At 71.5% G+C, this 24,325-nt stretch carries 21 protein-coding genes; 7 read left to right on the top strand and 14 right to left on the bottom strand.

From position 1 onward, the window contains the following. Positions 1-125: 125 nt before the first annotated feature. Together ACYVLT_RS40080 and ACYVLT_RS40085 are read left to right on the top strand one after the other, a co-directional pair. Positions 126-962, top strand: a complete 837-nt coding sequence (locus ACYVLT_RS40080) for a hypothetical protein (protein WP_461125368.1) — start codon at positions 126-128, stop codon at positions 960-962. Then, complete coding sequence (locus ACYVLT_RS40085) at positions 959-2,641, top strand: serine/threonine-protein kinase (protein WP_461125369.1); 1,683 nt, start codon at positions 959-961, stop codon at positions 2,639-2,641. The genes ACYVLT_RS40080 and ACYVLT_RS40085 overlap by 4 nt, the downstream gene beginning before the upstream one ends. Before the next feature lie 324 nt (positions 2,642-2,965). On the opposite strand, the gene ACYVLT_RS40090 is transcribed toward ACYVLT_RS40085, so the two are convergent. The 7 genes from ACYVLT_RS40090 to tkt all read right to left on the bottom strand — a co-directional run bounded on the left by ACYVLT_RS40090 (position 2,966) and on the right by tkt (position 12,999). Further along, on the bottom strand, positions 2,966-4,228 hold the full coding sequence (locus tag ACYVLT_RS40090; RefSeq protein WP_461125370.1) for a sensor histidine kinase: 1,263 nt from the start codon (positions 4,226-4,228) through the stop codon (positions 2,966-2,968). 268 nt (positions 4,229-4,496) lie between these two features. Continuing rightward, entirely contained in the window at positions 4,497-5,261 is a 765-nt protein-coding gene (gene pgl / locus ACYVLT_RS40095; protein WP_461125371.1) for a 6-phosphogluconolactonase, read from the bottom strand. After that, positions 5,258-6,505, bottom strand: coding sequence for a glucose-6-phosphate dehydrogenase assembly protein OpcA (gene opcA, locus ACYVLT_RS40100; protein WP_461125372.1), 1,248 nt, complete (start codon positions 6,503-6,505; stop codon positions 5,258-5,260). The genes pgl and opcA overlap by 4 nt, the downstream gene beginning before the upstream one ends. After that, the gene (gene zwf, locus ACYVLT_RS40105) at positions 6,502-8,043 is read right to left on the bottom strand and encodes a glucose-6-phosphate dehydrogenase (protein ID WP_461125373.1); all 1,542 of its coding nucleotides are present in this window, start codon (positions 8,041-8,043) and stop codon (positions 6,502-6,504) included. Before zwf ends, opcA begins: the two co-directional genes overlap by 4 nt. A 73-nt stretch (positions 8,044-8,116) precedes the next feature. Then, positions 8,117-9,733: a glucose-6-phosphate isomerase gene (locus ACYVLT_RS40110; protein ID WP_461125374.1), complete on the bottom strand. Its 1,617-nt coding sequence runs from the start codon at positions 9,731-9,733 to the stop codon at positions 8,117-8,119. A 16-nt stretch (positions 9,734-9,749) separates the two neighbouring features. Continuing rightward, positions 9,750-10,862: a transaldolase gene (gene tal, locus ACYVLT_RS40115; RefSeq protein WP_461125375.1), complete on the bottom strand. Its 1,113-nt coding sequence runs from the start codon at positions 10,860-10,862 to the stop codon at positions 9,750-9,752. Between the two features lie 43 nt (positions 10,863-10,905). Further along, positions 10,906-12,999, bottom strand: a complete 2,094-nt coding sequence (gene tkt / locus ACYVLT_RS40120; protein WP_461125376.1) for a transketolase — start codon at positions 12,997-12,999, stop codon at positions 10,906-10,908. Between the two features lie 257 nt (positions 13,000-13,256). Here tkt and ACYVLT_RS40125 point away from each other — a divergent pair, with 257 nt between their 5' ends. Then, positions 13,257-14,180: a heme o synthase gene (locus ACYVLT_RS40125; RefSeq protein WP_461125377.1), complete on the top strand. Its 924-nt coding sequence runs from the start codon at positions 13,257-13,259 to the stop codon at positions 14,178-14,180. Positions 14,181-14,254: 74 nt separating this feature from the next. Next, positions 14,255-14,977 (top strand): hypothetical protein, encoded by a 723-nt coding sequence (locus ACYVLT_RS40130; protein WP_461125378.1) that lies wholly within the window; start codon positions 14,255-14,257, stop codon positions 14,975-14,977. Positions 14,978-14,981: 4 nt separating this feature from the next. On the opposite strand, the gene ACYVLT_RS40135 is transcribed toward ACYVLT_RS40130, so the two are convergent. The 3 genes from ACYVLT_RS40135 to ACYVLT_RS40145 are packed head-to-tail and all read right to left on the bottom strand — an operon-like array spanning position 14,982 to position 17,353. Next, the gene (locus ACYVLT_RS40135; RefSeq protein WP_461125379.1) at positions 14,982-15,632 is read right to left on the bottom strand and encodes an HD domain-containing protein; all 651 of its coding nucleotides are present in this window, start codon (positions 15,630-15,632) and stop codon (positions 14,982-14,984) included. Between the two features lie 59 nt (positions 15,633-15,691). Continuing rightward, on the bottom strand, positions 15,692-16,339 hold the full coding sequence (locus ACYVLT_RS40140; RefSeq protein ID WP_461125380.1) for a hypothetical protein: 648 nt from the start codon (positions 16,337-16,339) through the stop codon (positions 15,692-15,694). A 6-nt stretch (positions 16,340-16,345) separates the two neighbouring features. Further along, positions 16,346-17,353, bottom strand: coding sequence for a hypothetical protein (locus ACYVLT_RS40145; protein ID WP_461125381.1), 1,008 nt, complete (start codon positions 17,351-17,353; stop codon positions 16,346-16,348). 220 nt (positions 17,354-17,573) lie between these two features. Between ACYVLT_RS40145 and ACYVLT_RS40150 the strand changes: the two genes are divergently transcribed. Continuing rightward, positions 17,574-18,161 (top strand): FKBP-type peptidyl-prolyl cis-trans isomerase, encoded by a 588-nt coding sequence (locus ACYVLT_RS40150; RefSeq protein ID WP_461125382.1) that lies wholly within the window; start codon positions 17,574-17,576, stop codon positions 18,159-18,161. 94 nt (positions 18,162-18,255) lie between these two features. On the opposite strand, the gene ACYVLT_RS40155 is transcribed toward ACYVLT_RS40150, so the two are convergent. Beyond that, positions 18,256-19,227 carry a quinone oxidoreductase family protein gene (locus ACYVLT_RS40155; protein WP_461125383.1) on the bottom strand — a complete coding sequence of 324 codons (972 nt, stop codon included), beginning with the start codon at positions 19,225-19,227 and terminating at the stop codon, positions 18,256-18,258. Positions 19,228-19,319: 92 nt separating this feature from the next. Further along, positions 19,320-20,942: a DUF885 domain-containing protein gene (locus ACYVLT_RS40160; RefSeq protein WP_461125384.1), complete on the bottom strand. Its 1,623-nt coding sequence runs from the start codon at positions 20,940-20,942 to the stop codon at positions 19,320-19,322. Positions 20,943-21,056: 114 nt separating this feature from the next. Here ACYVLT_RS40160 and ACYVLT_RS40165 point away from each other — a divergent pair, with 114 nt between their 5' ends. Together ACYVLT_RS40165 and ACYVLT_RS40170 are read left to right on the top strand one after the other, a co-directional pair. After that, entirely contained in the window at positions 21,057-21,344 is a 288-nt protein-coding gene (locus tag ACYVLT_RS40165) for a hypothetical protein (RefSeq protein ID WP_461125385.1), read from the top strand. Then, the gene (locus ACYVLT_RS40170; protein ID WP_461125386.1) at positions 21,341-22,192 is read left to right on the top strand and encodes an ATP-grasp domain-containing protein; all 852 of its coding nucleotides are present in this window, start codon (positions 21,341-21,343) and stop codon (positions 22,190-22,192) included. Before ACYVLT_RS40165 ends, ACYVLT_RS40170 begins: the two co-directional genes overlap by 4 nt. Positions 22,193-22,266: 74 nt before the next feature. Here the strand turns inward: ACYVLT_RS40170 and ACYVLT_RS40175 are convergent, their stop codons facing one another. Both ACYVLT_RS40175 and ACYVLT_RS40180 read right to left on the bottom strand, forming a co-directional pair. Beyond that, positions 22,267-23,841, bottom strand: coding sequence for a solute symporter family protein (locus ACYVLT_RS40175; protein WP_461125387.1), 1,575 nt, complete (start codon positions 23,839-23,841; stop codon positions 22,267-22,269). Continuing rightward, a complete protein-coding gene (locus ACYVLT_RS40180; protein WP_461125388.1) occupies positions 23,841-24,167 on the bottom strand; it encodes a DUF485 domain-containing protein in 327 nt (108 codons plus the stop codon). The genes ACYVLT_RS40175 and ACYVLT_RS40180 overlap by 1 nt, the downstream gene beginning before the upstream one ends. Between the last annotated feature and the right edge of the window lie 158 nt (positions 24,168-24,325).

Raw genomic sequence — 24,325 nt, forward strand, 5'->3', positions numbered from 1 at the left:
GCCGATACCGGTGCCGCTACAAGCACCGCAACGCCATGTGCCAGGGCACCGAGTAGAGCTAGTGTTCCTGCCGATCGCATACCCGACCCCCGGACCAGTCCGCTACCCACCGATGAGGTGCCCTTGTGAGACGCATTATGAGCAGCGTCGGTTTACTGCTCCTGTGCGGGATCTTCCTCGGCGTCGCCCCGGCCCACGCCGCCGGGGACGCGGTCACGATCGCGGCGGGGGACTCGGCCGTCCTGGCCGCCGGGGACGCGGTCACCATCGACGCCACAGTGGACGGCACCCCGGTCGGCGAGGACGCGCTGCTGCTCGACCCGTCCGGCTCCTCCCGCATCTCCGTCACCGTCCACAACGGATCGGACACGGTGCGGCACGTCAAGGCGATCCGGCTGTCCGGCACGGCGCTGGCGCTGACCTTCTTCTCCTACGACACCACCGTGCCGTTCGACGTGCCCGCCAAGCAGAGCGTCACCCGCGGGTTCGTGCTCGACCTCGGGCAACTCGGCGCCCAGGCGACCGGCCTGCTGCCCACCGAGCTGGAAGTGCTCGACACCAACCGCGACGTCATCGCGTCGATCGGCGCGACCGGTGACGTGCGCGGGTCGATGTGGTCGGTGTACGGGGTGTTCGGGCTCGCGGTGTTCGGGCTGACCCTGCTGGCGTGGGCGGGCGCGCTGATCGCGCTGGCCCGCCGCCGACTGCCCGCCAACCGGTGGCAGCGGGCGATGCGGTTCCTGCCCGCCGGCGTCGGCACCGGGCTCGTCGCGGTCATCTCGTTGTCCGTGCTGCGGATCATGGCACCGTCACCGGCCGCCGAGATCCCGTTCATCCTCGGCTCGGCGGCCGCGGCGTTCGCGCTCGGCTACCTGACACCGCACCCCGCCGCCGACGAGGTGCCGACCGACCCGGAGAGCACGCAGCGCATCACCCGGCCGTTGCCCGGCGGTGTCGCGTGACGGTGTCGGCGAACGTCGTCGCGGCGCTGCCCCAGTACGACATCGGCGGTGAGATCGGGCGCGGCGGGATGGGGGTCGTGTACGCGGCCGTGCACCGGCCGTTGGGGCGGGCGGTGGCGGTGAAGCGGCTGCCCGGCGTGCTCGCGTCGGACGAGCGGATGAGCGCGCGGTTCGCGCACGAGGCGCGGTTGCTGGCGCGGCTCGACCACCCGCACATCGTGCCCGTGTACGACTACGTCCAGGACCTCGGCGAGCACCTGCTGGTGATGGAGAAGCTCGACGGTGGCACGGTGTGGTCGAAGTTCACCGGATCAGGCGTTACCCCGGCCTCGTCGTGTGCTTTCGGCCTGGCGATGCTGTCCGGCCTGCACGCCGCGCACGGGGCCGGTGTGCTGCACCTGGACGTGAAGCCGAAGAACCTGCTGTTCACCGCGGGTGGGGTGCTCAAGGTCGCCGATTTCGGGATCTCGCAGGTGGTGAGCGAGGGGGCGACGCTGGTGACGCACGGCGGGCAGGTGCTCGGGACGCCCGCGTACCTGTCGCCGGAGCAGGCCCTGGGCAACCCGCTGAGCCCGGCGGCTGACGTCTACGGCGCGGCGACGGTGCTGTACGAGCTGCTGAGCGGCCGGCTGCCGTTCGACAGCGGGGGTGGGGCGCTGGCGATGATCCAGCGTCACGTCCACCAGCAGCCCAGACCCCTGATCGAGGTACCAGATCCACTCGCCCGAGTGATCATGCGGGGGATTGAACGCGACCCTCAGGCCCGGTACCGCAACGCGGAGACGTTCGCGGTGGACCTGGCGGGCGCGGCGGCCGAGCTGTTCGGCCGGGACTGGCTGCTCCGACTGGGGACGCCGGTCCACCTGACCCCGCACGTGGCCGCCGCCGGCACCCGGCCCGCCGGGACGGGTCTCTCCGTGCCGCGGGAAACGCTGGACATCCCCGTTCGGGCGACGCTGGTGGACACACCGCCGACGCCCGCGCGACTGGGCGCGCAAACCCTCGTGCCTGCGGCCCAGGTGATGGCCGCACCGAAACCCGCCCGCTGGTTCGCCTTCGCGGCCGCCTTTGCGGCGGCACTGCTGATCGCACTCCCCTTCGCCGCACCCGGCCGCGACCTTCCCGTGCACGCCGCCGACCTGAGCAAGCCGGTCCTGATCGGCGAGGGCGGCAACCCGGCGACCGCGAGACTCACCGTGACCGCCGCCGGCATCCCGCTGGCCGACGTCCCCGCCACCCCCAAGGCCTCCGACGCTCCCGCCACCTCCGCCACCTCACCCTCACCGCTGGCCTTCGAGCTTCCCGGCGCGAGCCGCTGGATCGTGGGCGGCGCGGTGGTGGCCACGGTGACCGCCGACGGCAAGTCCACCGACTACTCCCTCCAGCCACTCACGCACCCGCTGATCAGCATCATGGGCGCGGGCGGCGTGGTGCTGCTGCTCTTCGCGCTCGCCTACCTGGAGTCGATCCTGCGATCCCTGCGCCGGCACCAGGCGGGTCCGGCAGCGGTGATCGCGGCCGCGCCGCTGGGGTTCGGGCTCGGCGTGGCGGTGTGGCTCCTGCCATCCGTGCTGCTGCGCCACACGCCCGACCTGTGGCCGGCGCTGGTGTGCGGCGGCCTGGGTGTGGCGGCGGCCGTGTGCACGGCCGTGGCGACCCGGCGCTCGGCCCTCCGCTGACCCCGTACGGCCGCTGTCCGCCGGCTGACCGCGCGTTCCTTCTCCCCGCGTCCGGCGGCCGCTGACCCTGCTCGCCTGCCGGCGGCCGACCGCGTTCGGCCGCCCGTCCGTCAGCCGCCCGTCTCCGGCTGCCGGCCGCCCGCCTGCTGGCTCCGGCGACGGCCACCGGCCGGCGCGTGGTCGTCGCCCGAGGGTGTCGGTCGTGGTGCAAGGGCCCGGGGTCGGTCGGCGCTCCTCGTTGTTCCAACCGACGTTTCAGGTCGATGATAACAGCGTTTCTGGTTTCGATTGTTCTGAGATCACCCGATTGAGCGACCCGGACCCTCAGGCCTCCAAAGTCCTGACCAGGGGAAACGTTACCCTGACGACGAAGCCGCCGCTGTCCGTTGGGCCGGCCTCCAACTCACCGTCCAACAGCGCCGCACGCTCCCTCAGCCCCACCAGCCCGTGACCACCGCCGGGCAGTGGCGTCATCGCGCCGTCGCCCAAACCCTCCGCCCCGTCCGGCGCGTCATTGCGGACCTCCACCAGCAGCTGGTCGGCATCGGCCACCACCAACACCGACGTCGGCGCGCCGCACGCGTGCTTCCGCACGTTCGTCAACGCCTCCTGCACCGTCCGGTACACCGCCCCCGACACCGAGGCCGGCAGGTCGTCCACCGGCCCCTGCACGGTCAACGTCGCCGGGATGCCCGTGGTGCTCACCAGCTGCGGCAGGTCCTCGATCCTCGGCTGGGGTGAGTCGTCACCGTTGGTCGTCCGCAGCACGCTCACCAGCTGCCGCAGCTCGTCCAACGTCCTCGTGCTCAGCATCCGGATCGTCCCGGCCACCTGCCTGGCATCCGGATCGGCCGCCGCCATCCGCAGCGCACCCGCCTGCATCGCGATCAAGCTCACCTGGTGCGACACGACGTCGTGCATCTCCCGCGCCAACCTGGCCCGCTCGTCCGCCCGCACCGCGTGGGCGTGCAGAAACCGCTCCCGCTCCCGGCTCGCCGCCAGCTCGCCGATCCGCGCCGACAACTCCTCCCGCGCGTGCGCCAGCAACCCGATCGCGATCGGCATCCCCGCGACGATGCACCCGTAGATGGCGTTGTGCACGTGCGTCTTCCAGTCCAACGCCACGAACTCGTCCGGCGGCCACACGAAGAACCTGCTCAGCCACACCAACCCGGCCCCGATGTAGGTCTGCCGCGACAACAACGTCTGCCGCGCCAACGTGCCCAGCGCGATCATCGCCGCCAACTGCGCCCACCCGGCCAGGAACCCGGGCACGGTGACCAGCACGACCAGGAACGGCAACCGCCTGCGCAACGCCACCGCCGCCACCGAGATGATCGACAGCACGTAGTTGTACGGCTCGGCCTCGGGCACGACCCGCAGCCACACGTCCAGCGCCGCGATGCCGACGGCCGCCGCGTCGAACGCCAGCTGCCGGTGCCGGCCGAGCAACCGCCCCGCCAACCGCCCGAGCACCCGGAGGAACGCAGCACGCGGCACCCGTTCGGTCGCAACGCCGTTGTCCCGACCGCTCGGCAGCCCCTTGACAGCGTCGCCGGCCAGGGTCCGACCTCCTGTGTCAGCCATCCGCCGGTCCTCACCGTACTGCGCTGTCATCACGCTTGGCATGACCCGCCTTCCCGCCCCCGACGTGCTCGATCGACCCCACTCACCCTTCGAGATGCTCTGATTACCCGAACGGGACGCCGGGCGGCGCACAAAATTGCGAGCGCGAACGTCCGGTGAGCGGACAACGTGCGGGAAAGCCGGTCCCGAGTGCGGCAGATCACCCCCGAGAAAGCCGACTGCCGCCGTGCCCGGAGGACGGACGACGGCGGCAGCGGAACGCGGTGGGTCAGGCGGAGGACGGCACCTTCGCCGCGGCGGCTTGGTCGAGCAGCCACAGGGTGCGCTGCCGCCCACGGGCGCCGGCGGCCGGCAGCAGCGCCTCGCCCGCGTCGGTGAGACCCGTGGCGACGGCCGAGGCCTTCGCCGAACCGGTCGTCATCAGCCACACCTCCCGGGCCGCGCGGATCGCGGGCAGGGTGAGGCTCACTCGGGTCGGCGGCGGCTTGGGGCAGTCGCGCACCGCGACGACGCCGCGCTCCCGCTCCTGCACCGCCGGGGACTCGGGGAAGATCGAGGCCACGTGCCCCTCCTCGCCGACGCCGAGCAGGCACACGTCGAACGACGGCACGGCCCCGTGGTCCTCCGGGCGCGCGGCGGCGGCGAGCACCTCGGCGTAAGCCAGGGCGGCGGCCTCCGGGTCGTCACCGAACCGCCCGTCCGACGGCTCCATCACGTGCACCCGCTCAGCCGGCACCGGCACGTGGTCCAGCAACGCCTCCCGTGCCTGGGTCTCGTTGCGGTCCGGGTGCCCGGCGGGCAGGAACCGCTCGTCGCCCCAGTACAGGTCGACCCGGCTCCAGTCCACCGCGTCCCGGGCGGGCGTGGCGCGCAGGTGTTCCAGCACCGCGATGCCGGTCCGCCCGCCGGTCAGCACCAGCGACGCCGATCCGCGTGCGGTCTGCGCGTCCACCAGGCTGGTGACCAGGCGTGCGGCCGTGGCGGCGGCCAGCAGGTCGCCGTCGCGGTGCACCACCACCTCGGGACGGCTCACGAGCCGGCCTTCGACTTCGCCGCCTTGGGCGCCGCCTTGGCCGGGGTCTTCGCGGCGGTCTTGGCCGAGCCCTTCGGCGCGGACTTCACGGTGGACTTCACCGCGGCCTTCGCCGACTTGGCGTCCACCTTGCCGTCCGTCCGGCCGTCCGACTTGGCGGCCACCTCGGCGTCGACCGGGGCCTTGCCGTCCACCGGACCAGCGGCGGGCTTGGCGGCGGTGTCGGCGACCTGGGTGACGAGCCCGCCCTCGGGCTTCGCCTTGGCGGCGCCCGACGCGGCCCGCGCCGGCTTGCGCGCCACCGTGGCGGCCTTCGGCGCGGTCCGACCGCGCACGACCTTGCCCAACGACCGCAGCGCCGCTTCGTACACCTCGTCCGGGTCGAGCCGGCGCAGCTCCTCGGCCAGGCAGTCACGCACCTGGCGGCGCTGCAACGCGACCCGCCGCTCCGGCTGGCCGGGCTGCGTCAACGTGCCGACCTTGCCGTCCGGGCGCGACAGCTCCACCACACCGGACCGGCGCTCCAGCCGCACGTCCACGATGCCCTCGCCGCGGCTGGCCTTCGCCCGCTTCACCGGCACCCGCAGGCACCCGGCGAGCCACGCGGCCAGCAGGTCGGTCGACGGCGAGTCGCTCTCCCCGCTCACCTCGGCCTCGGTGACCTTCTCGTACGGGGGCAGGTCGAACGCCGACGCGAGCATCGCCCGCCACAACGTCAGCCGCGTCCACGCCAGGTCCGTGTCACCGGGGGTGTAGCCCGCCTTGCGCTGCTCCAACGCCCTGATCGGGTTCTTCTCCGCCGCCGCGTCGGTGATCCGGCGCTGCGCGAGCTGCCCGATCGGGTCCTGCGCGGGCACGGCGGGCGCCTCGTTCGGCCACCACGCCACCACCGGGGTGTCCGGCAGCAGCAGCGGCACGACGCACGAAGCGCCCTCGTTGGCCAGCTCGCCGTACAGGCGCAGCACGACCACCTCGGACGCGCCCGCGTCACCGCCGACGCGGATCTGCGCGTCGAGCCGGGGCGCGGCCTTGCGCGCGCCGCGCGCCACCACGATCACCCGGCACGGGTGCTCGCGGCTGGCGTCGTTGGCCGCGTCGATGGCCTCCTCGGTCTTCGTGCCGTCGTCGGTCACGATGACCAGCGTCAGCACCCGGCCGAGGGTGACCGCGCCGCCTTCCTCGCGCAGCCGCACGAGCTTGCTGTTGACCTGCGACGTGGTCGTCGAGGGCAGGTCGATGATCACGGACGCCTCCAGTGCCTGCCGGTGCGGGCCAGCATCTCGTCCGCCGACGCCGGCCCCCAGGTGCCTGCCTTGTACTTCTCCGGGGCGCCGGTGGCGGCCCAGTGCCTCAGGACGGGGTCCAGGATCTCCCAGGACAGCTCGACCTCGTCGTTCTTCGGGAACAGCGACGGCTCGCCGAGCAGCACGTCGAGCAGCAACCGCTCGTAGGCCTCGGGGGAGGACTCGGTGAACGCGTGGCCGTAGCCGAAGTCCATCGTGACGTCCCGGACCTCCATCGAGTTGCCCGGCACCTTGGAGCCGAACCGGATGGTCACGCCCTCGTCCGGCTGCACCCGGACCACCAGGGCGTTCTGCCCCAGCTCCTCGGTCGAGGTGTCGTCGAACGGCAGGTGCGGCGCGCGCTTGAACACCACGGCCACCTCGGTGACGCGGCGGCCCAGGCGCTTGCCGGTGCGCAGGTAGAACGGCACGCCCGCCCAGCGCCGGGTGTTCACCTCGCAGGTGATGGCCGCGTAGGTCTCGGTGACCGAGTCCTTGGCGAACCCGCCCTCCTCCAGCAGCCCGAGCACCTTCTGCCCGCCCTGCCAGCCACCGGTGTACTGGCCGCGGGCGGTGGTCGCGTCGAACGGCCCGATCGTCCGGGTCGCCGAGAGCACCTTGACCTTCTCCGCGCGCAGGTCGCTCGGCCGGAACGACACCGGCTCCTCCATCGCGGTCAGCGCGAGCAGCTGGAGCAGGTGGTTCTGGATCACGTCACGGGCCGCGCCGATGCCGTCGTAGTAGCCCGCGCGACCGCCGAGGCCGATGTCCTCGGCCATGGTGATCTGCACGTGGTCGACGTAGTTGGCGTTCCAGATGGGCTCGTAGAGCTGGTTGGCGAAGCGCAGCGCCAGGATGTTCTGCACCGTCTCCTTGCCGAGGTAGTGGTCGATGCGGAACACCGACTCCTCGGGGAAGACGTCGTTGACGGTCTTGTTGAGCTGCTTGGCGCTGGCCAGGTCGTGGCCGAACGGCTTCTCGATGACCACCCGGCGCCACTGGTCGGGCTTGTCGGCGGGCGGCGTGGCCAGGCCCGCGCGCTTGAGCTGGTTGACCACCGTGGTGAACGCGCTGGGCGGCACCGACAGGTAGAACGCGTGGTTGCCGCCCGTGCCGCGGTCGCGGTCCAGGTCGGACAGGGTCGCGGCGAGCGAGTCGAACGCGCTGTCGTCGTCGAACGTGCCCTGGACGAACCGGATGCCCTCGGCGAGCTGGTTCCAGACCTCCTGCCGGAACGGCGTGCGCGCGTGCTCCTTGACCGCGTCGTGCACGACCTGCATGAAGTCCTGGTCGGCCCAGTCGCGGCGGGCGAAGCCGACGAGCGCGAAGCCCGGCGGCAGCAGGCCGCGGTTGGCCAGGTCGTAGATCGCGGGCATGAGCTTCTTGCGCGACAGGTCACCGGTCACGCCGAAGATCACCAGGCCGGAGGGCCCGGCGATGCGCGGTAGCCGCTTGTCCCGCGGGTCGCGCAGCGGGTTGCGCCTCGTGGGAGCACTCATCGGACCTCCTCGCCGAGCTCGTCGGACAGATGAGCGCACACTGCTGCGTTGGATCGTGACCTCGCGAGCTCGCTCACGAACCGTCCTCCTGGATTGCCTCGACGAGCTGGGCCAGCCCGGCGACGCGGTCGGTCAGGTGCAGCCGCAGCACCGGGCGACCGCGCTCGGCGAGCACCTGGCCGTCACCCAGCGCCTGGGCCGACTGCAACGTGCTGAGGTCGTACGGCCTGCCCGGCACGTCCAACTCGGTCTCGGACGCCCCGCTCAGCTGGAGGAACACGCCGTTCTGGTGACCGCCCTTGTGGTACTGGCCGGTCGAGTGCAGGAACCGCGGCCCCCACCCGAAGGTGGTCTGCAGGTGTGAACGCTGCGCCAACTCGGGGCGAACGAGGGCGAACGACGCGTCGTCGAGCCGGTCCAGGTAGGCCTGCACGGACAGGTAGCCGTGCTCCGGCGCGGCGGCGATGAGCGCCCGCAACGCCTCGGCGACGGTCTTCACGTCCGCGGGCAGCCACCCCTCGCTGGGGTGGGCCTCGATCGGTCCGTCCACGAAGGCCGGTTCGACCGACGGCGGCGCGGCGGAGTCCAACAGCGACCGGGACGCCTTCTTGGCCGCCTCCACGTCGGGCTGGTCGAACGGGTTGATCTCCAGCACCCGGCCGACGAGCGCGGTCGCGTACTCCCAGACCAGGAACTGCGCGCCGAGCGTGCCCTCGACCGCGAGGGTGGACGAGCCGGTGGCCGGTCCGATCGCGACGGTCGTGGCGTCCGTGCGGGCGTCCACGAAACCGGGTGCGCCCGGCCCCTCGACCACCACGGGCAGCAGGCCGGTGCCGTTCTTGCCGGTCGACTCCGCGATCAGCTGCTCGGCCCAGTCGCCGAACCCGGCGATGCCGGAGCCGGTGTCGGCGAACACGATCTTCTCCGCGCCGTGCGCGTGCGCCACCGCGAACGTGGCGGCCAGCACCACCGCCGGGTTGTCCGCCGAGTCGGCCGACACCAGCGGCGCGGCGGCGGCGGCCTGGTCCAGCAGCTCGCCCACGTCCGCGCCGGCCAGGCCCGAGGGCACCAGGCCGAACGCGGTCAGCGCCGAGTACCGGCCGCCCACGTGCGGGTCGGCCAGGAACACCTTGCGGTAGCCCGCTTCCCGCGACGCCGCCTCCAGCGGCGAGCCCGGGTCGGTCACCACGACGATCCGCGACGCCGCGTCGATGCCCGCGGCGGTGAACGCGGCCTCGAAGATCCGCCGGTGGCTGTCGGTCTCGACGGTGCCGCCCGACTTGGACGACACCACCAGCACCGTGCGGTGCAGGTCGCCCGCCAACGCCTCGGCCACCTGACCGGGGTCGGTGGTGTCGAGCACGACCAGCGGCACGTTCGCCGTGCCCGTGATCACCTCGGGCGCGAGCGACGAGCCGCCCATGCCGGCGAGGACCACCCGGTCCACGCCCTCGGCGAGCAGCTCGTCGCGCAGCGCGGTGATCTCCGCGACCAGCGGGCGGGACGTCTCGTGCAACGTCGTCCACGCCAAGCGGATCGACGCCTCCGGCTCCGCCTCGGGACCCCACAGCGTGGCGTCGCCTGCGGTGAGCCTGCTCGGAGCCGAATCCCGGACCAGGTCGCCCACGACGGTGTCGACCTGGTTCTGGTTCGGCGTGCGGACGATCTCCACGGAGATCACCTCGGTCATCGTTGCGTCCTCGTCCTCAGCCCTTGGCCTGGTTCAGCTGTCCGGTGACCGTGTCGAGCAGTTCGGCCCACGACTTCTCGAACTTGTCGACGCCCTCGGTCTCCAGCGCGACGAACACGTCGTCCAGGTCGATGCCGACCTCGACCAGCCCGTCGAAGACCTCCTGCGCCTGCGCCGCGCGCCCGGTCACCACGTCGCCTTCGATCTTGCCGTGATCGGCGACCGCGTGCAGGGTCTTCTCCGGCATCGTGTTGACCGTGTCGGCCACCACGAGCTGGTCCACGTACCGGGTGTCGGAGTACTGCGGGTCCTTCACGCCGGTCGACGCCCACAGTGGACGCTGCGCGCGGGCGCCCGCGGCCGCCAGCGCCTCCCAGCGCTCGCCGGCGAACGTCTCCTCGTACGCCGCGTAGGCCAGCACCGCGTTCGCGATGGCCGCCTTGCCGCGCAGCCCGGCCGCCGCCGGGGTGTCCAGCGCGTCGAGCCGCTTGTCGATCTCGCTGTCCACCCGGGACACGAAGAACGACGCGACGGAGTGGATGCCGCGCACGTCGTGCCCGTTGGCCTTGGCCTGCTCCAGCCCCGCGATGAACGCCTCCATCACGTGCCGGTAGCGCTCGACGGAGAAGATCAGCGTCACGTTCACGCTGATCCCCTCGGCGAGCACCCGGGTGATCGCGGGCAGGCCCTCGACCGTGGCCGGGATCTTCACCAGCAGGTTCGGCCGGTCCACGGCCTTGGCCAGGTCGAGCGCCTCGGCGACGGTGGCCTCGGTGTCGTTGGCCAGCCGCGGGTCGACCTCGATCGACACGCGGCCGTCGACGCCGTCGGTGGCGGCGTAGATGTCGCGGAACAGGTCGCACGCGTGGCGCACGTCCGCGGTGGTGATCTCGCGGACCGCCGCCTCGGTGTCCGCGCCGCGCGCGACCAGCTCGCGCACCTGCTCGTCGTAGGCGGCGCCCTTGGCCAGGGCGGAGGCGAAGATCGTCGGGTTCGTGGTCACGCCGACGACGTGCTTGTCGGCGATCAACCCGGCCAGGTTGCCGGTGTTGAGGCGCTCGCGGGACAGGTCGTCCAGCCAGATCGACACGCCCGCGTCGCTGAGCTCGGCCAGCGGATTGGTGCTCATCTCGTCAACTCCAATGAGGTCTCTGCGTCCAACGGTCCGGGGTTCACTTGACCTTGGCGAGCGACCGGCGGGCCGCCGCGACGACGTTCTCGGTCGTGAACCCGAACTCGCGGAACAGCGTCTGGTAGTCCGCCGACGCGCCGAAGTGCTCGATGGAGACGATCTCGCCCGCGTCGCCCGCGAACCGGTGCCACGGCTGGGCGATGCCCGCCTCGACCACCACCCGCGCCTTCACCGACGACGGCAGCACCTGCTCCTGGTAGCCCTTGTCCTGCGCGTCGAACCACTCGACGCTCGGCATGGACACCACCCGGGCGGCCACGCCCTCGGCCTCGAACACCCTCCGGGCCTCGACCGCGATCTGCAGCTCCGAGCCGGTGGCGATGAGGATCAGCTCCGGCTCGCCCTCGCCCTCCAGCACGTAGCCGCCGCGGGCGACACCCTCGACGGCCTTCTCCTTGGTGCCTTCGAGCACCGGCAGGTTCTGCCTGGTCAACGCGATGCCGGCGGGGCCGGTCGGGTTCTCGACCACGGCGCGCCAGGCGGCGGCCGTCTCGTTGGCGTCACCGGGGCGCAGCACGGTCAGGCCGGGGATCGCGCGCAGCGCGGCCAGGTGCTCGATCGGCTGGTGCGTCGGGCCGTCCTCGCCCAGGCCGATGGAGTCGTGCGTCCACACGTAGGTGACTGCGGACTTCATCAGCGCGGCCAACCGGACCGCGGGGCGCATGTAGTCGCTGAAGACCAGGAACGTGCCGCCGTACGGGCGGGTCGGGCCGTGCAGCGCGATGCCGTTGAGGATCGAGCCCATGGCGTGCTCGCGGACGCCGAAGTGCAGCGTGCGGCCGTACGGGTTGGCCGACCACATCTTGGTGGAGATCGACTCCGGGCCGAACGAGTCCGCGCCCTTCATCGTGGTGTTGTTGCTCTCGGCCAGGTCGGCCGAGCCGCCCCACAGCTCCGGCAGCACGTCGCGCAGCGCGTTCAGCACCTCGCCGGACGCCTTGCGGGTGGCCACGCCCTTGGCGTCGGGCTCCCACGACGGCAGCGCGTCGGTCCAGCCCTCGGGCAGGCCGCGCGCGACCAGGCGGTCCAGCAGCGCCTTGCGCTCCGGGTTCGCCTCGGCCCACGCGTCGAACGAGCGCTGCCACTCCGACTTGGCCGCCTCGCCGCGCTTGATCACCGAACGGGTGTGCTCCAGCACCTCGTCGGCGACCTCGAAGGTCTGCTCCGGGTCGAAGCCCAGGATCCGCTTGACCTCGGCGACCTCGTCCGCGCCCAGGGCCGAGCCGTGCGCCGCGCCGGTGTTCTGCTTGTTCGGCGCCGGGTAGCCGATGATCGTGCGCAGCAGGATGAACGACGGGCGCTCGGTCTCCGCCTTGGCGTTCTCCAGCGCCTCCAGGATGCCGGCGACGTTCTCGCCGCCCTCGACGACCTGCACGTGCCAGCCGTAGGCCTCGTAGCGCTTCGCGGTGTCCTCGGACAGCGCGATCGTCGTGTCGTCCTCGATGGAGATCTTGTTGTCGTCGTAGACGACGGTCAGGTTGCCCAGCCTCTGGGTGCCCGCCAGGGACGACGCCTCGGACGTCACGCCCTCCTCGATGTCGCCGTCGGAGGCGATCACGAAGATGTGGTGGTCGAACGGGCTCTGGCCGACCGGGGCGTCCGGGTCGAACAGGCCGCGCTCGCGGCGCGCGCCCATGGCCATGCCGACCGCGGCGGCCAGGCCCTGGCCCAGCGGGCCGGTGGTGATCTCCACGCCGTTGGTGTGGCGGTGCTCCGGGTGGCCCGGGGTCTTGGAGCCCCAGGTGCGCAACGCCTTGAGGTCGTCCAGCTCCAGGCCGTAGCCGTTGAGGAACAGCTGCACGTACAGCGTCAGGCTGGAGTGGCCCGCGCTGAGCACGAACCGGTCGCGGCCGATCCAGTCGGCGTCGGCCGGGTCGTGCCGCATGACCCGCTGGAACAGCGTGTACGCGAGCGGCGCGAGGCTCATGGCGGTGCCGGGGTGGCCGTTGCCGACCTTCTGCACGGCGTCCGCGGCGAGGACGCGCGCGGTGTCCACCGCGCGCTTGTCGAGGTCGGTCCAGTCTTCAGGCAGGTGGGCTTCGGTCAACCGGGCGATGTCATCGGTGACGGACACTGACTTCCAGCTCCAAACTCACTAGGCGGCGGTGGTGACGGCCGGCGGTGAACTTAATCGATCCCGTCAAACCCGATCCGCGGCTCCCAAGGTCCGCCGGCCAGCCTAGTCCGACTAGCGGACACACGTACCACTCACGCTCTGTGGGTGTACGCACAGACAGGGGTCGTGCGTTCAGGGGAGTACCCGAACGGGCTGCTCGGAGAACGCGCGGTTACGATCTGCCCATCCCCAGACCTGACGAGGAGCGCGACGCCATGAGTGCCGTCACCGAGGCTCCGGCGCGGTCGCCCCGGCAGGTCGTCGGCGCGTACGTGGCGCTGACCAAGCCACGGGTCATCGAGCTGCTGCTGATCACCACCATCCCGGCGATGCTGCTGGCCGCCCGCGGCCTGCCGCCGCTGTGGCTGATCGCGTGCACCCTGGCGGGCGGCACCCTGGCCGCGGGCTCGGCGAACGCGCTGAACTGCTACGTCGACGCGGACATCGACGCGGTCATGAAGCGCACCAGCGCCCGGCCGCTGGCGAAGGACTCCATCCCGCCGCGCAACGCGCTGGTCTTCGGCATCGTGCTCGGAGTGGTGTCGTTCGGGTTCCTGTGGTTGACCACGAACCTGATCTCGGCCGTGTTCGCGGTGGCCACGATCCTGTTCTACATCTTCGTCTACACCCTGGTGCTCAAGCGCCGGACCTCGCAGAACATCATCTGGGGCGGCATGGCGGGCTGCATGCCGGTGATCATCGGCTGGTCCTCGGTGACCGGCACGGTGGCGTGGCCCGCGCTGGTGATGTTCGGCGTGATCTTCTTCTGGACGCCGCCGCACACGTGGGCGCTCGCGATGAAGTTCAAGGAGGACTACGCGCGGGCCGGGGTGCCGATGCTGCCGGTGGTGGCGACGGCGCAGCAGGTCACCCGTCAGATCGTCATCTACTCGTGGATCACGGTCGTGTGCACGTTGCTGCTGGCGCCGGTGACGTCGTGGATCTACGTCGCGGTGGCGGCGGCGTCGGGCGTGTGGTTCGCGGTGTTCGCGCACCGGCTGCACGGTGTCGTGCGCCGCGGCGGGTCGACCAACACGATGAAGTTCTTCCACCTGTCGAACCTGTACCTGATGCTCGTGTTCTGCGGCCTGGCCGTGGACGCCGTGATCGGCCTGCCGGTCCTCGGCTGGCCGTTCTGAACCCGGTCCCCGTCCGGGCTCGATCCCGCCCTTGATGCACCTTCCGCATATTTGCGGATAGCTAGCCTGACGCCATGTCCGAGCAGGGGGACGGGACGCCGTCCGGCCGCGGTTCGTTCAGCAAGGCCACCGTCGACCGCTGGCAGGTGCTCGGTGGCGTGGCGAGCGTGGCCGCCCTGCTCCTGTCGCTGGTCGGCGGCCTCCGGAACCTCGCTCCGCTGGGGCTGATCGCGGCCGGTGTCGTCATGGTGCTGGGTGTCGGGCTGCTCTTCCGGTGGCGCCGAAACCCGCAGCGCACGGCCAAGGGGCTCGTGCCGGCCGTCACGGTCACGGTGGTGGGCGTCGTCACGGCCGGTGTGCTCGGCTGGCTCGAACTCCGCCCCGCCGCACCCCGGGATGCCGCACCCCAGGACAGTGCGGCCCAGAACAGCGCACCCCAGGACGGGACGGCCCCGGCCGCGTTCCGCGAGGAGTCGATCAGGCTGACCGCGGGCACCTCGATCGACTTCGACATCACCACCGAGAACGGTGGCGTGTCCGCCTACCGGACGCCGCAGACCGACCTCACCTTCGACAAGGGTCTCCAGGCCGGGCACCTCGTCGTCATCGAAGAGCCGCCGTCGTACCGGAGCTGCACGACCTCCGCGAAGTCGGTCACCACCGTCGGGCTGGAGGAGGTGGGGCACGGCTCCGCCTTCTGCGTGAAGACGTCCGAGGGGCGGTGGGCCCAACTGGTGGTGGTCATGATCGACGGGGCCGTGTTCGAGTCCACCCTGCTGGTCTGGGAGAAGCCTTGAAGCCCTAGGACACCGCCGACAGCAGCTCGTTCACGGTCGGGTCGTCCAGCGACTCCACGATGCACGACCACAGCTCCAGGTTCGCGGTGGCCCACCGCGAGTAGGTGGCCGCCGCCTCCGGGTCGTAGAAGTAGTACCCGTCGTCGTGCTTGCCCCGCTGCTCGCCGACGATCTTGTGCGCCAGCTCCTTGAGCGTGATCCCGTTCTCTTCGAGGTACTTGGGCGCGAGCACCACCGGCGTCACCGGCAGGGCCTTGAACAGCGTGTCCGCGTCCGACAGCGCCTGCGCCTCGGGTGAGATGTCGCGGTGGCGGGTGCGCATCTCGGCCTCCTCGACCACCGCGTCCACCCGCGCCGCGACCTCGTCCGGCACGCCCGCGCGCGCCAGGATGTCCAGCCGCAGCCGCCTGCCGTCGACCGGCAGCGAGTTGCGCCGGACCATGTAGTTCACGTCGTGGACCAGGGCGGCCACCTCGACCAGCGCCACGTCCGAGCCGTTGCGCCGGGCGAAGTGGACGGCCTTGTCCCGCACGAAGCTGACGTGGTGCCAGCCGTGGAACTGCAGTTTCGCGGCGAGGTCGCGGCACAGCCGCCACACCTCGCCCTCGACCTCGGAGATCGCCTGCGCCGTGACCGTCCTGGTGACAGTACTCATTGGACCCTCCCGTGCCGGGTGGGCCGATGGTAGGCGCGCGCGATGATCCTTGGCGCCGGTTACAGGTTGTTCGTCAGGTCCTCCAACCTCGCCTCGACCGGCACGTGCCGGTGGCTGGTCCGGGTGTCGGGGTCGTAGCTGAGGCTCCACGGGCTGACCGCGCGCGACTTGACCAGGAACGTCATGGTGTCGTCCGCGGCCTTCGGGATGCGGTGGAACTCGTGCGCGAGCATGGTGCCCGAGGCGCCCTCGTGGGCCTCGGCACTGCGCAGCAGGGTGGTGGACAGGATCGCCCCGCCGTCGTCGGCCACGTCCGCGGTGAAGCGCTCGTGCAGGTAGGAGCCCGACAGGATGGTCGTGCAGAAGTGGTAGCGGTGGTTGTGGATGGAGTCGGCGTAGCCGGCCCGCCAGTCGCGCTGCGGCTTGTACTCGTGCAGCCAGAACGTGAACGGCTCGGCCGGCTCGTCCCGCAGGCACCACGCGAAGTGGGTCGTCGTCTCGCGGGATCTGGCCACGACGCGCATCTCGTCCTGCGGTGAGAGGGCGCGCAGGTGCCCGCGCAGCCTCTCCCGCAGGCCGGGTCGGCCCGCCCACTCCTGGAAACGCCTCTCGACGTGTCCCCAGTGGTCGACGACAGGGGGGTCGGCCACGGCGATGAGCGTGGCGAGCTCCGCGAGGGCGGAGAACCCGGTGAACTCGGTGAGCACGGCTTATCAGCTCCCCAGCTGAGCGGAAGTGGAGAATTCTTTGCGGAACCGGTGGAACTTCTCCTCCAGCGACCGGAACCCGTCGTCGGTGAGCGTGGTCCCGGTGATCTTCTCGAACAGGGCGAGGAAGTCCGCCCGACTGGTGCCCGGTGTGATGACGACGTGGAGCCCTGCCTTGGAATTGCTGATGCGCAGGAACTCGGCGCGTTCCATCCCGTAGATGAACGAGCCCTCGGCGAACCGCACCGTGCGCGGGTACAAACGGATCACGCCCGCGCTGGTGTTGCTGTAGAGGGTGAGCCACACGCTGTCGTCGAACAGTTCCAGCCGGTCCAGCGGCGGGTCGGACACGATCGTCAGGTCGATCCGCGAGCACCGGCCGCGGGCCAGGAACAGGCCGACCAGGCCGATGGAGATCTGCTCGCGCAGCCTCGCCGCGATCACGTCGTAGTCGCCGTCCGCGCCTTCGTTGCGCAGCAGGTACCGCGCCCGCCCGCTGATCGCGTCACCGTCCCGGGGATCGGCCAGGACGGCCTTGAGTTCGCACTCCGACTGCGACAGCAGCAGCCGGCAGGCCGCGTAACGGCCCGCGAAGCCGCGGAAGACGAACAACCGGGTCCGCTCCAGGTCCTGCATCATGACCTGGTTGAACGCCGGGTCCGGCCGGGCGGTCGGCTCGAACACGTGAGTGGGGAAGAACTCGCGGTCCAGTGCCCGGTACTCGGCGGTGAGGTCGCGCAGCGCCTTGCGGCTCTCCTCGACGACCGGCGTGACCAGCGCCCGCTGCGCCGCCGAACTGGTGATCAACGTTTGCCCGAACCCGACCACGGCCGAGATCAACGTGCCGGTGCCGACCGACGTCAGGAACGTGCGGAGCGCTCCTTGATCCATTGTGCTGGAAATGGCCAGACTGACGCCGGAAGTGACGATGAGGGCCAGCAGGAGCAGACCCGTTCTGGTCCAGAACAATTCTTGTAACAGGTTACTGCGGACGCCCTTCGGCTCCGCGGACACGATGTCACCTCCTTGGTGGGCACTCGATCGGCCGAATGCTCTCGGTATGCGATCAAGTGCGCGGAGTTACTGTACGCGCGAGTACGCAACGGCGGAAGCGGTAATTAGTGGCACATTTGCGGATTGATTCGTAGATCGACAGCAGCGCACGGTGACCGCGTTGCGCCTGCTGGTGGGGCCGCGACGGGCCGCGCGGGGGTGAACCCTAAGCTCGGCAACCATGCGTACTGTCGGCCGTACGGCCCTGGCCCTCGTCTCCTTGTTGTCCGCCGGTCTGGCGCTGACCGCGTGCACCGCTAGCGACCGGCCGTCCACCCTCACCAACACACCGTCCGCGACCGCCGCCCAGCCGGAGGATCAGCCCACCGAGGCGGACCTGCCGGAGCCGAGCGGCCCGCCGTGCCAGGTGGCGCAGTACCAGGTGACCGGTGCGGCGGGGGCGAAGCCGACGATCACCGTCCCGACCGGCTGCACGCCGCAGGACGGGCTGGTCGTCGAGGACCTGACCGAGGGCACCGGTCCCGAGATCAAGCCCGGCTCCACCGCCGAGGTGCACTACGTGCTCGCGACCTTCCGCGACCAGCAGACCCGTGAGGCGTCCTGGGACAACGGCGAGCCGTTCGAGCTGAAGAACATCGGCCAGGCCAACGTGATCAAGGGCTGGAACGAGGGCCTGATCGGCCTGAAGGAGGGCGGCCGCCGGCTGCTCGTCGTGCCGTCCGACAAGGGCTACCCGCAGGGGCAGGGCGACATCCGGCCCGGCGAGACCCTGATCTTCGTGGTCGACGCGGTCAAGGTCACCGGCTGACCGGACCGCCGCGAGCAGTCCGCCGCGAACAGTCCGGAGGGGCGGTCCCGGGTCGGGACCGCCCCTCCGCCCGTCAGCCGGCTCGAGCTCGGTGTCAGGGGACGAGCAGCAGCTTGCCCGTGGTGCGGCGGCCTTCGAGGTCCTCGTGCGCCCGCCGCGCGTCGGCCAACGGGTAGCGCCCGCCGACCCGCACGGTCAGCGAACCGTCCGCCACGGCCGCGAACAGCTCACCGGCCCGCCACTCCAGCTCCTCGCGGGTGGCCACGTGCGCGCCCAGCGACGGCCGGGTCAGGAACACCGAGCCCGCCTGGTTGAGCCGCATCGGGTCGAACGGCGGCACGGCGCCGCTGGACCCGCCGAACAACGCCAGCACGCCACGCGGCCGCAGGCTGGCCAGGCTGCCGTCGAACGTCGTCGCGCCCACGCCGTCGTACACCGCCGCGACACCGGCGCCGTCGGTCAGCTCACGCACCACGGGCGCGAAGTCCGCCAGGTCGTACCTGATCACCTCGTCGGCGCCCGCCTCGCGGGCCAGCGCCTCCTTCGCCTCGGTGGACACCGTGCCGATCACCCGCGCGCCCCGCGCCTTGGCCAACTGCACCAGCAGCAGCCCCACGCCACCGGCGGCGGCGTGCACGAGCACCGTGTCGCCCTTCTGCACCGGGTACGTCGACGCGACCAGGTAGTGCGCGGTGAGGCCCTGGAGCAGCAGAGCGCCCGCCGTGTCGTCGTCCACCCCGTCCGGCACCGGCACGGCGTCCTTCACGGGCACCACGGCCTGCTCCGCGTAGCTGCCGAGGGCCTGGGCCCAGGCCACCCGGTCACCCACCGCGAACCCGGTCACGTCCGGGCCGACCGCGCTCACCCGGCCGGTCCCCTCCAGGCCGAGCCCGAACGGCAGGGCCAGCGGGTAGCGGCCCTCGCGGTGGTAGCAGTCGATGAAGTTCACCCCGGCCGCGGCCACGTCCACCAGCAACTCGCCCGCGCCGGGCGACTTCGCCGCCACGTCGGTGAACTCCAGCGCTTCCGGTCCGCCGGTCGCGCGCACCACCACTGCCTTGGGCATGTGTCGTCCTCCTGTAGCGATGTCCGTACGTCAGTACGCCAACCGCCGCGACGGCCGGCGTGTTCCGCGAAACCCGCCCGTCCCGGCGCGTCTCACCTGCCGAGAGCGACCTTGCGCGCCAGGCCCAGCGGCAACGCGCCCGCGCCCGCGATCGTGTCGTGGAAGTCGCGCAGCGACCCGGTGTACTCCGACCGGATGCGCTCGATCTCCAACGCGCCGGTCAGGTACGACGGGGCCTGCGTCGGCCACGCGCAGTACCGGCTGACCTCGCCGGCCGCCGTGCCGGGCGTCAACGACGCCTTGGTGGTCATGAACTCCTCGGCCTCCTCGACCCCCATGTCGCCGCAGTGCAGCGCCGTGTCCACGATCATCCGCGCGGCCCGGAACAACCGCGCCTCGACGTGCGCCAGCTCCTGCGCCCGCGCCTTGGCCGCGTCGCCGACCACCTCGGCGGTGAAGTAGCCGTGCTCGCGCAGCAGCTTCTCGGCGTACAGCGCCCAGCCCTCGGAGAAGTACGGGGTGCGGAACACCTTGCGCACCGGCCGGTCCTGCGCGGCCAGCCACGACAGGTGCCAGTGGTGGCCGGGGTAGGCCTCGTGCACCGCGATGGTGGCCAGCTGGGCGCGCGAGTTGGTGCGCAGCCGCTGGGTGGTCTGCTCGGCGGTGAACCCGTCCGGCGGGAACGGCACGAAGAAGTGGCCCGTCCGCAGGTCGGTCAGCGGCGGCGGCGACATGTAGGACGCCACCGACAGCACCGGGCGCTGGAACGTGGGCGACGGCACCACCCGGCACTCCTCGCCCTCGGCGAACGTCACCAGGCCGTGCTCCACCAGGAACGCCCGTGCCCGCCGCGTCTCCGCCTCGTACTCGGCCCGCATCGCCTCCGGCGTCGGCGGGTGGTCGTCCTGGAACGACGCCATCACCGAATGCCAGTCGGCCGACCCGGCCAGCTCGCGCATCTCGGCGTCCAACTCGGCGTAGGCGGCCTTGCCCCGCTCGTGCAGCTCGGCCGCGCCGTAACCCAAGACCTCCTGCTCGCGCAGCAGCGTCGAGTACAGCCGCTCGCCCATCCGCCAGTCGCCCGCGGCGCGTTGCGCGAACTCGTCCAGGAACACGGCCAGCTCGTCGAACGCCCGCGCCGCGGGTTCGGCGGCCTCGGCCAGCTCCGCGCGCAACGCCGGGTCGGACACCTCGGCGGGCAGCGTGGTGGTGAGGAACGCCCGTCCGGTGCGGGCCTGGTCGGCGGCACGGCGCACGATCTTCGGCGCGGCCAGCTCGGCGTCCAGGTTCGCGCGGCACGCGGCCAGCACCCCGGGCACCTCGGCCAGCCGCTTCACCACGCTCGCCACCAGCTCCGGCTCCGGCCGCAGCCGGTTGAGGAACGCGCTGAACAACGGGTAGAGCACCGCGCCGGTGTACAGCGACGGGTCGCGCCGCCACGCGGGCCACGTGGCCGACGCACGCACACCGCGCAGCACGGCGACGACGAGGTCGCGGTCCACCGACAGCTGGAGGTCGTCGACCCCGATCGCGGTGAACCGGTCGAGCCACGCGTCCGCGCCGCGTTCGTAGTCGGCGAACGCGCTCGCGCTGAAGTCGCCGAGCGTGTGGTCGTGCGCCAACGAGCCGAGCATCGCGGCGTTGCCCGGCCTGTGGTCGAAGTGCCAGGCGAGGAACCGTTCGACCAGGTGGGTGAGCTCAGGAGTATCGGTCACGAACCGCAAGCTACCTCGCGCCGGCGTGCTCCGGGAGGCGGTGATCTTGCCGTCCGCGGACCGTGGGCGTCGTCACGTGCGCGGAAGTTACCGACAGGTTCTAGTCTGGCCGACGTGGCAGAGGACAAGAAGATCGGGCGTGCGGTGAAGACGGCGACGGCGTTCGTGGCCGCGCACGGCAAGCCCGCCCGCGCGGTCGTGGAGAACGTCGGTCGGGCCGGCGCGCGGGTCGTGCTGGTCGGTGACGACGGCGCCATGGGCGACGTGGTGCTGCCCGACGTGGCGTCGGCGGAGGCCGTGGTCGAGGCGGTCGCGGACCTGGAGCGGCACGAGTGGGACCGCGAGACGACGGCGGCGGTGAGGATCGGCCCGGCGCACCGGCGCAAGATGGCCGGCCGATGAAGGTCGTCTTCGCGACCTGCGCGTCGCTGCCCGCCGGTGACGGCGACGACGACGCGCTGGTGGACGCCCTCGCCGACGTCGGCGTGCACGCCGCGTGGGCCGAGTGGGGCACGCCGGTCGAGGCCGACCTGGTCGTGCTGCGGTCCACCTGGGACTACCCGGAGCGCCTGCCGGAGTTCCTGGCCTGGTGCGACGCCGAGCCGAAGCTGGTGAACCCGGCGTCGGTCGTGCGGTGGAACATCGACAAGACCTACCTGGTCGACCTCGCGCGGCACGGCGTGCCGGTGGTGCCGACGGCGGTGGCCGAGCCCGGCTTCACCGACTGGCCGGAGGGCGAGTTCGTGGTGAAGCCGACCGTCGGCGCCGGCTCGCGGGGCGCGCTGCGCGTCGCGGCCGGTGACCACGGGGCGGCCGCCGCGCACCTGGCCGCGTTGGACGTGCCGGCGCTGGTGCAGCCCTACCAGGCGAACGTGGACTCGGTCGGCGAGACGGCCATGGTGTTCCTCGGCGGGCTGTACTCGCACGCGTTCACCAAGGGCGCCATGCTCACCGAGGACGCCCAGTACGACGAATCCGGGCTGTACATCGTGGAACGCCTGTCCGGCGCGGCACCGTCGGCCGCGCAACGGCGGGTCGCCGAGGACGTCGTGGACGCCGCCGCCGAGCTCACCGGCCTGCGCCGCGACGACTTCCTGTACGCACGGGTGGACCTGATCCCCGGCACCGACAACGCGCCGCTGCTGCTCGAACTGGAACTGGTCGAACCCTCGCTGGGCTTCCGCCAGACCGACGCCACCGCGCCCCTCCGGTTCGCCTCGGCCGTCCGGGCCGCCCTCGCCCGGCGGTAGCCCTCGACGACGCCCGCACGCCGAACGCCGGAGCACTGGGCTCCGGCGTTCGGCGTCGTGACGCGAGTGGTGCCCTACTTCAAGCCGGAGCCGATGCCGGTCAGCGACCGGACCTCCATCTCGGCCTGCTTGACCGGGTCGGCCTTCTCCTTGCTCAGGACCGTGCCGAGGTAGCCGCACAGGAACGAGAACGGGATCGAGACCAGGCCCGGGTTGCCCAGCGGGAACCAGGCGAAGTCCACGTCCGGGAAGATCGAGGACTTCGCGCCCGACACGGCGGGGGAGAAGGCGATCAGCACGATGCACGACCCGAGCCCGCCGTACACCGCCCACAGCGTGCCCGGCGTGTTGAACCGCTTCCAGAACATCGAGTAGATGATCGTGGACAGGTTCGCCGACGCCGCCAGCGCGAACGCCAGCGCCACCAGGAACGCCACGTTCTGCCCGTTCGCCGCGATACCGCCCGCGATCGCGAGCAGACCCACGACGACCGCGGTCAGCCGGGCGACCCGGACCTCCGACCGCGGGTCGGCCTGGCCGTGCTTGATCACGTTCGCGTAGACGTCGTGCGCGAACGACGCCGACGCCGTCAACGTCAGACCGGCCACCACGGCCAGGATCGTCGCGAACGCCACCGCGCTCACCACGCCCAGCAGCACCGCGCCACCGATCTCGTAGGCCAGCAGCGGCGCGGCGGAGTTCTCGCCGCCGGGCGCCGACGTGATCGCCTTCGAGCCGACCAGCGCCAGCGCGCCGAAGCCGATCACCAGCGTGCACAGGTAGAAGGTGGCCATCATCCACGTCGCCCACACCACCGAGCGGCGCGCCTCGCGGGCGTTCGGCACGGTGTAGAACCGCATCAGCACGTGCGGCAGCGACGCCGTGCCGAGCACCAGGGCCAGGGCCAGCGAGATGAAGTCAAGCTGGCTGGTGGGGGTGCCGCCGTACCGCACGCCCGGCTGGAGCACCTCCGGCCCGAGCGGCGTGTTGCGCGAGGCCGTCTCCAGGATCGCGGACAGGCTGAAGCCGAACTTGCCCAGCAGGAACACCGTCATCAGGGTCACGCACATGATCAGGAAGACGGCCTTGATGATCTGCACCCACGTGGTGCCCTTCATGCCGCCCACCAGCACGTACAGCACCATGACGATGCCGACCACGGCGATGATGACCGACTGCCCGACCTTGCTGTGCACGTCCAGCAGCAGCGCCATCAACGCGCCCGCGCCCGCCATCTGCGCGATCATGTAGAACAGCGAGATCACCAGCGTGACGTTGGCCGCCGCGGCGCGCACCGGGCGCTGCCGCATCCGGAACGCCAGCACGTCGCCGAGGGTGAACCGGCCGGTGTTGCGCAACCGCTCCGAGATGATCATCAGGCCGAGCAGCCAGGACACCACCCAGCCGATGGAGTACAGGAAGCCGTCGTAGCCGTTGACCGCGATGCTGCCGGAGATGCCGAGGAACGACGCGGCGGACAGGAAGTCGCCCGACAGCGCGATGCCGTTCTGCGGCCCGGTGAAGCTGCTGCCCGCGGCGTAGTAGTCCGACGCGGTGGCGTTGCGGCTGCCCGCCCGGTACACGATGTAGAGGGTGATCAACACGAAGACGCCGAACACGCCCAGGTTGATCGCGGTGTTGCCGCCCATCAGGCCCGGTCCTCCGCGGTGAGCGAGCGGACCGCGTCGACCTGCGGGTCGAGCTTGCGCCGCGCGTAGCGGGCGTAGGTCAGCGTCAGCGCGATCGTGGTGACGAACTGGAGCAGCCCGAACAGCAGGCCGACGTTGAGCACGCCCCACACCGGCGTGCCCATGAAGTCGGGCAGGTAGGCCGACAGCGCGACGTACCCGATGTACCACAGCAGGAAGCCGCACGTGGCCGGCACCACGAAGATCTTGATCCGCCGGCGCAACTCGCGGAAATCGGCGCTCGCTTGGAGCGCGACGAAGTCGGGGTCGCCCGCTTCGTCGACCAACAGGGATGACCCCGGGTCGTCGAAAGTGGCGAAGCCACGCCCGCCGCGAGCGGGTCTCGAATCCGTCGGAGGCAGGATCGCCTTCGTCATCAATCCTCCACGGGGATTTACCTTCGCCGCGCACGGGGATGCACGGGCCGGCGGCGAGCGCTCAGCGT

The sequence above is a fragment of the Saccharothrix stipae genome, assembly GCF_054781895.1.

Bases quoted from the DNA above. Each gene is read 5' to 3' on its own strand.
- ACYVLT_RS40090 (WP_461125370.1), bottom strand. From the start codon at position 4,228: ATGGCTGACACAGGAGGTCGGACCCTGGCCGGCGACGCTGTCAAGGGG.
- zwf (WP_461125373.1), bottom strand. From the start codon at position 8,043: ATGAGTGCTCCCACGAGGCGCAACCCGCTGCGCGACCCGCGGGACAAG.
- ACYVLT_RS40110 (WP_461125374.1), bottom strand. From the start codon at position 9,733: ATGACCGAGGTGATCTCCGTGGAGATCGTCCGCACGCCGAACCAGAAC.
- tal (WP_461125375.1), bottom strand. From the start codon at position 10,862: ATGAGCACCAATCCGCTGGCCGAGCTCAGCGACGCGGGCGTGTCGATC.
- ACYVLT_RS40125 (WP_461125377.1), top strand. From the start codon at position 13,257: ATGAGTGCCGTCACCGAGGCTCCGGCGCGGTCGCCCCGGCAGGTCGTC.
- ACYVLT_RS40130 (WP_461125378.1), top strand. From the start codon at position 14,255: ATGTCCGAGCAGGGGGACGGGACGCCGTCCGGCCGCGGTTCGTTCAGC.
- ACYVLT_RS40135 (WP_461125379.1), bottom strand. From the start codon at position 15,632: ATGAGTACTGTCACCAGGACGGTCACGGCGCAGGCGATCTCCGAGGTC.
- ACYVLT_RS40150 (WP_461125382.1), top strand. From the start codon at position 17,574: ATGCGTACTGTCGGCCGTACGGCCCTGGCCCTCGTCTCCTTGTTGTCC.
- ACYVLT_RS40155 (WP_461125383.1), bottom strand. From the start codon at position 19,227: ATGCCCAAGGCAGTGGTGGTGCGCGCGACCGGCGGACCGGAAGCGCTG.
- ACYVLT_RS40170 (WP_461125386.1), top strand. From the start codon at position 21,341: ATGAAGGTCGTCTTCGCGACCTGCGCGTCGCTGCCCGCCGGTGACGGC.
- ACYVLT_RS40175 (WP_461125387.1), bottom strand. From the start codon at position 23,841: ATGGGCGGCAACACCGCGATCAACCTGGGCGTGTTCGGCGTCTTCGTG.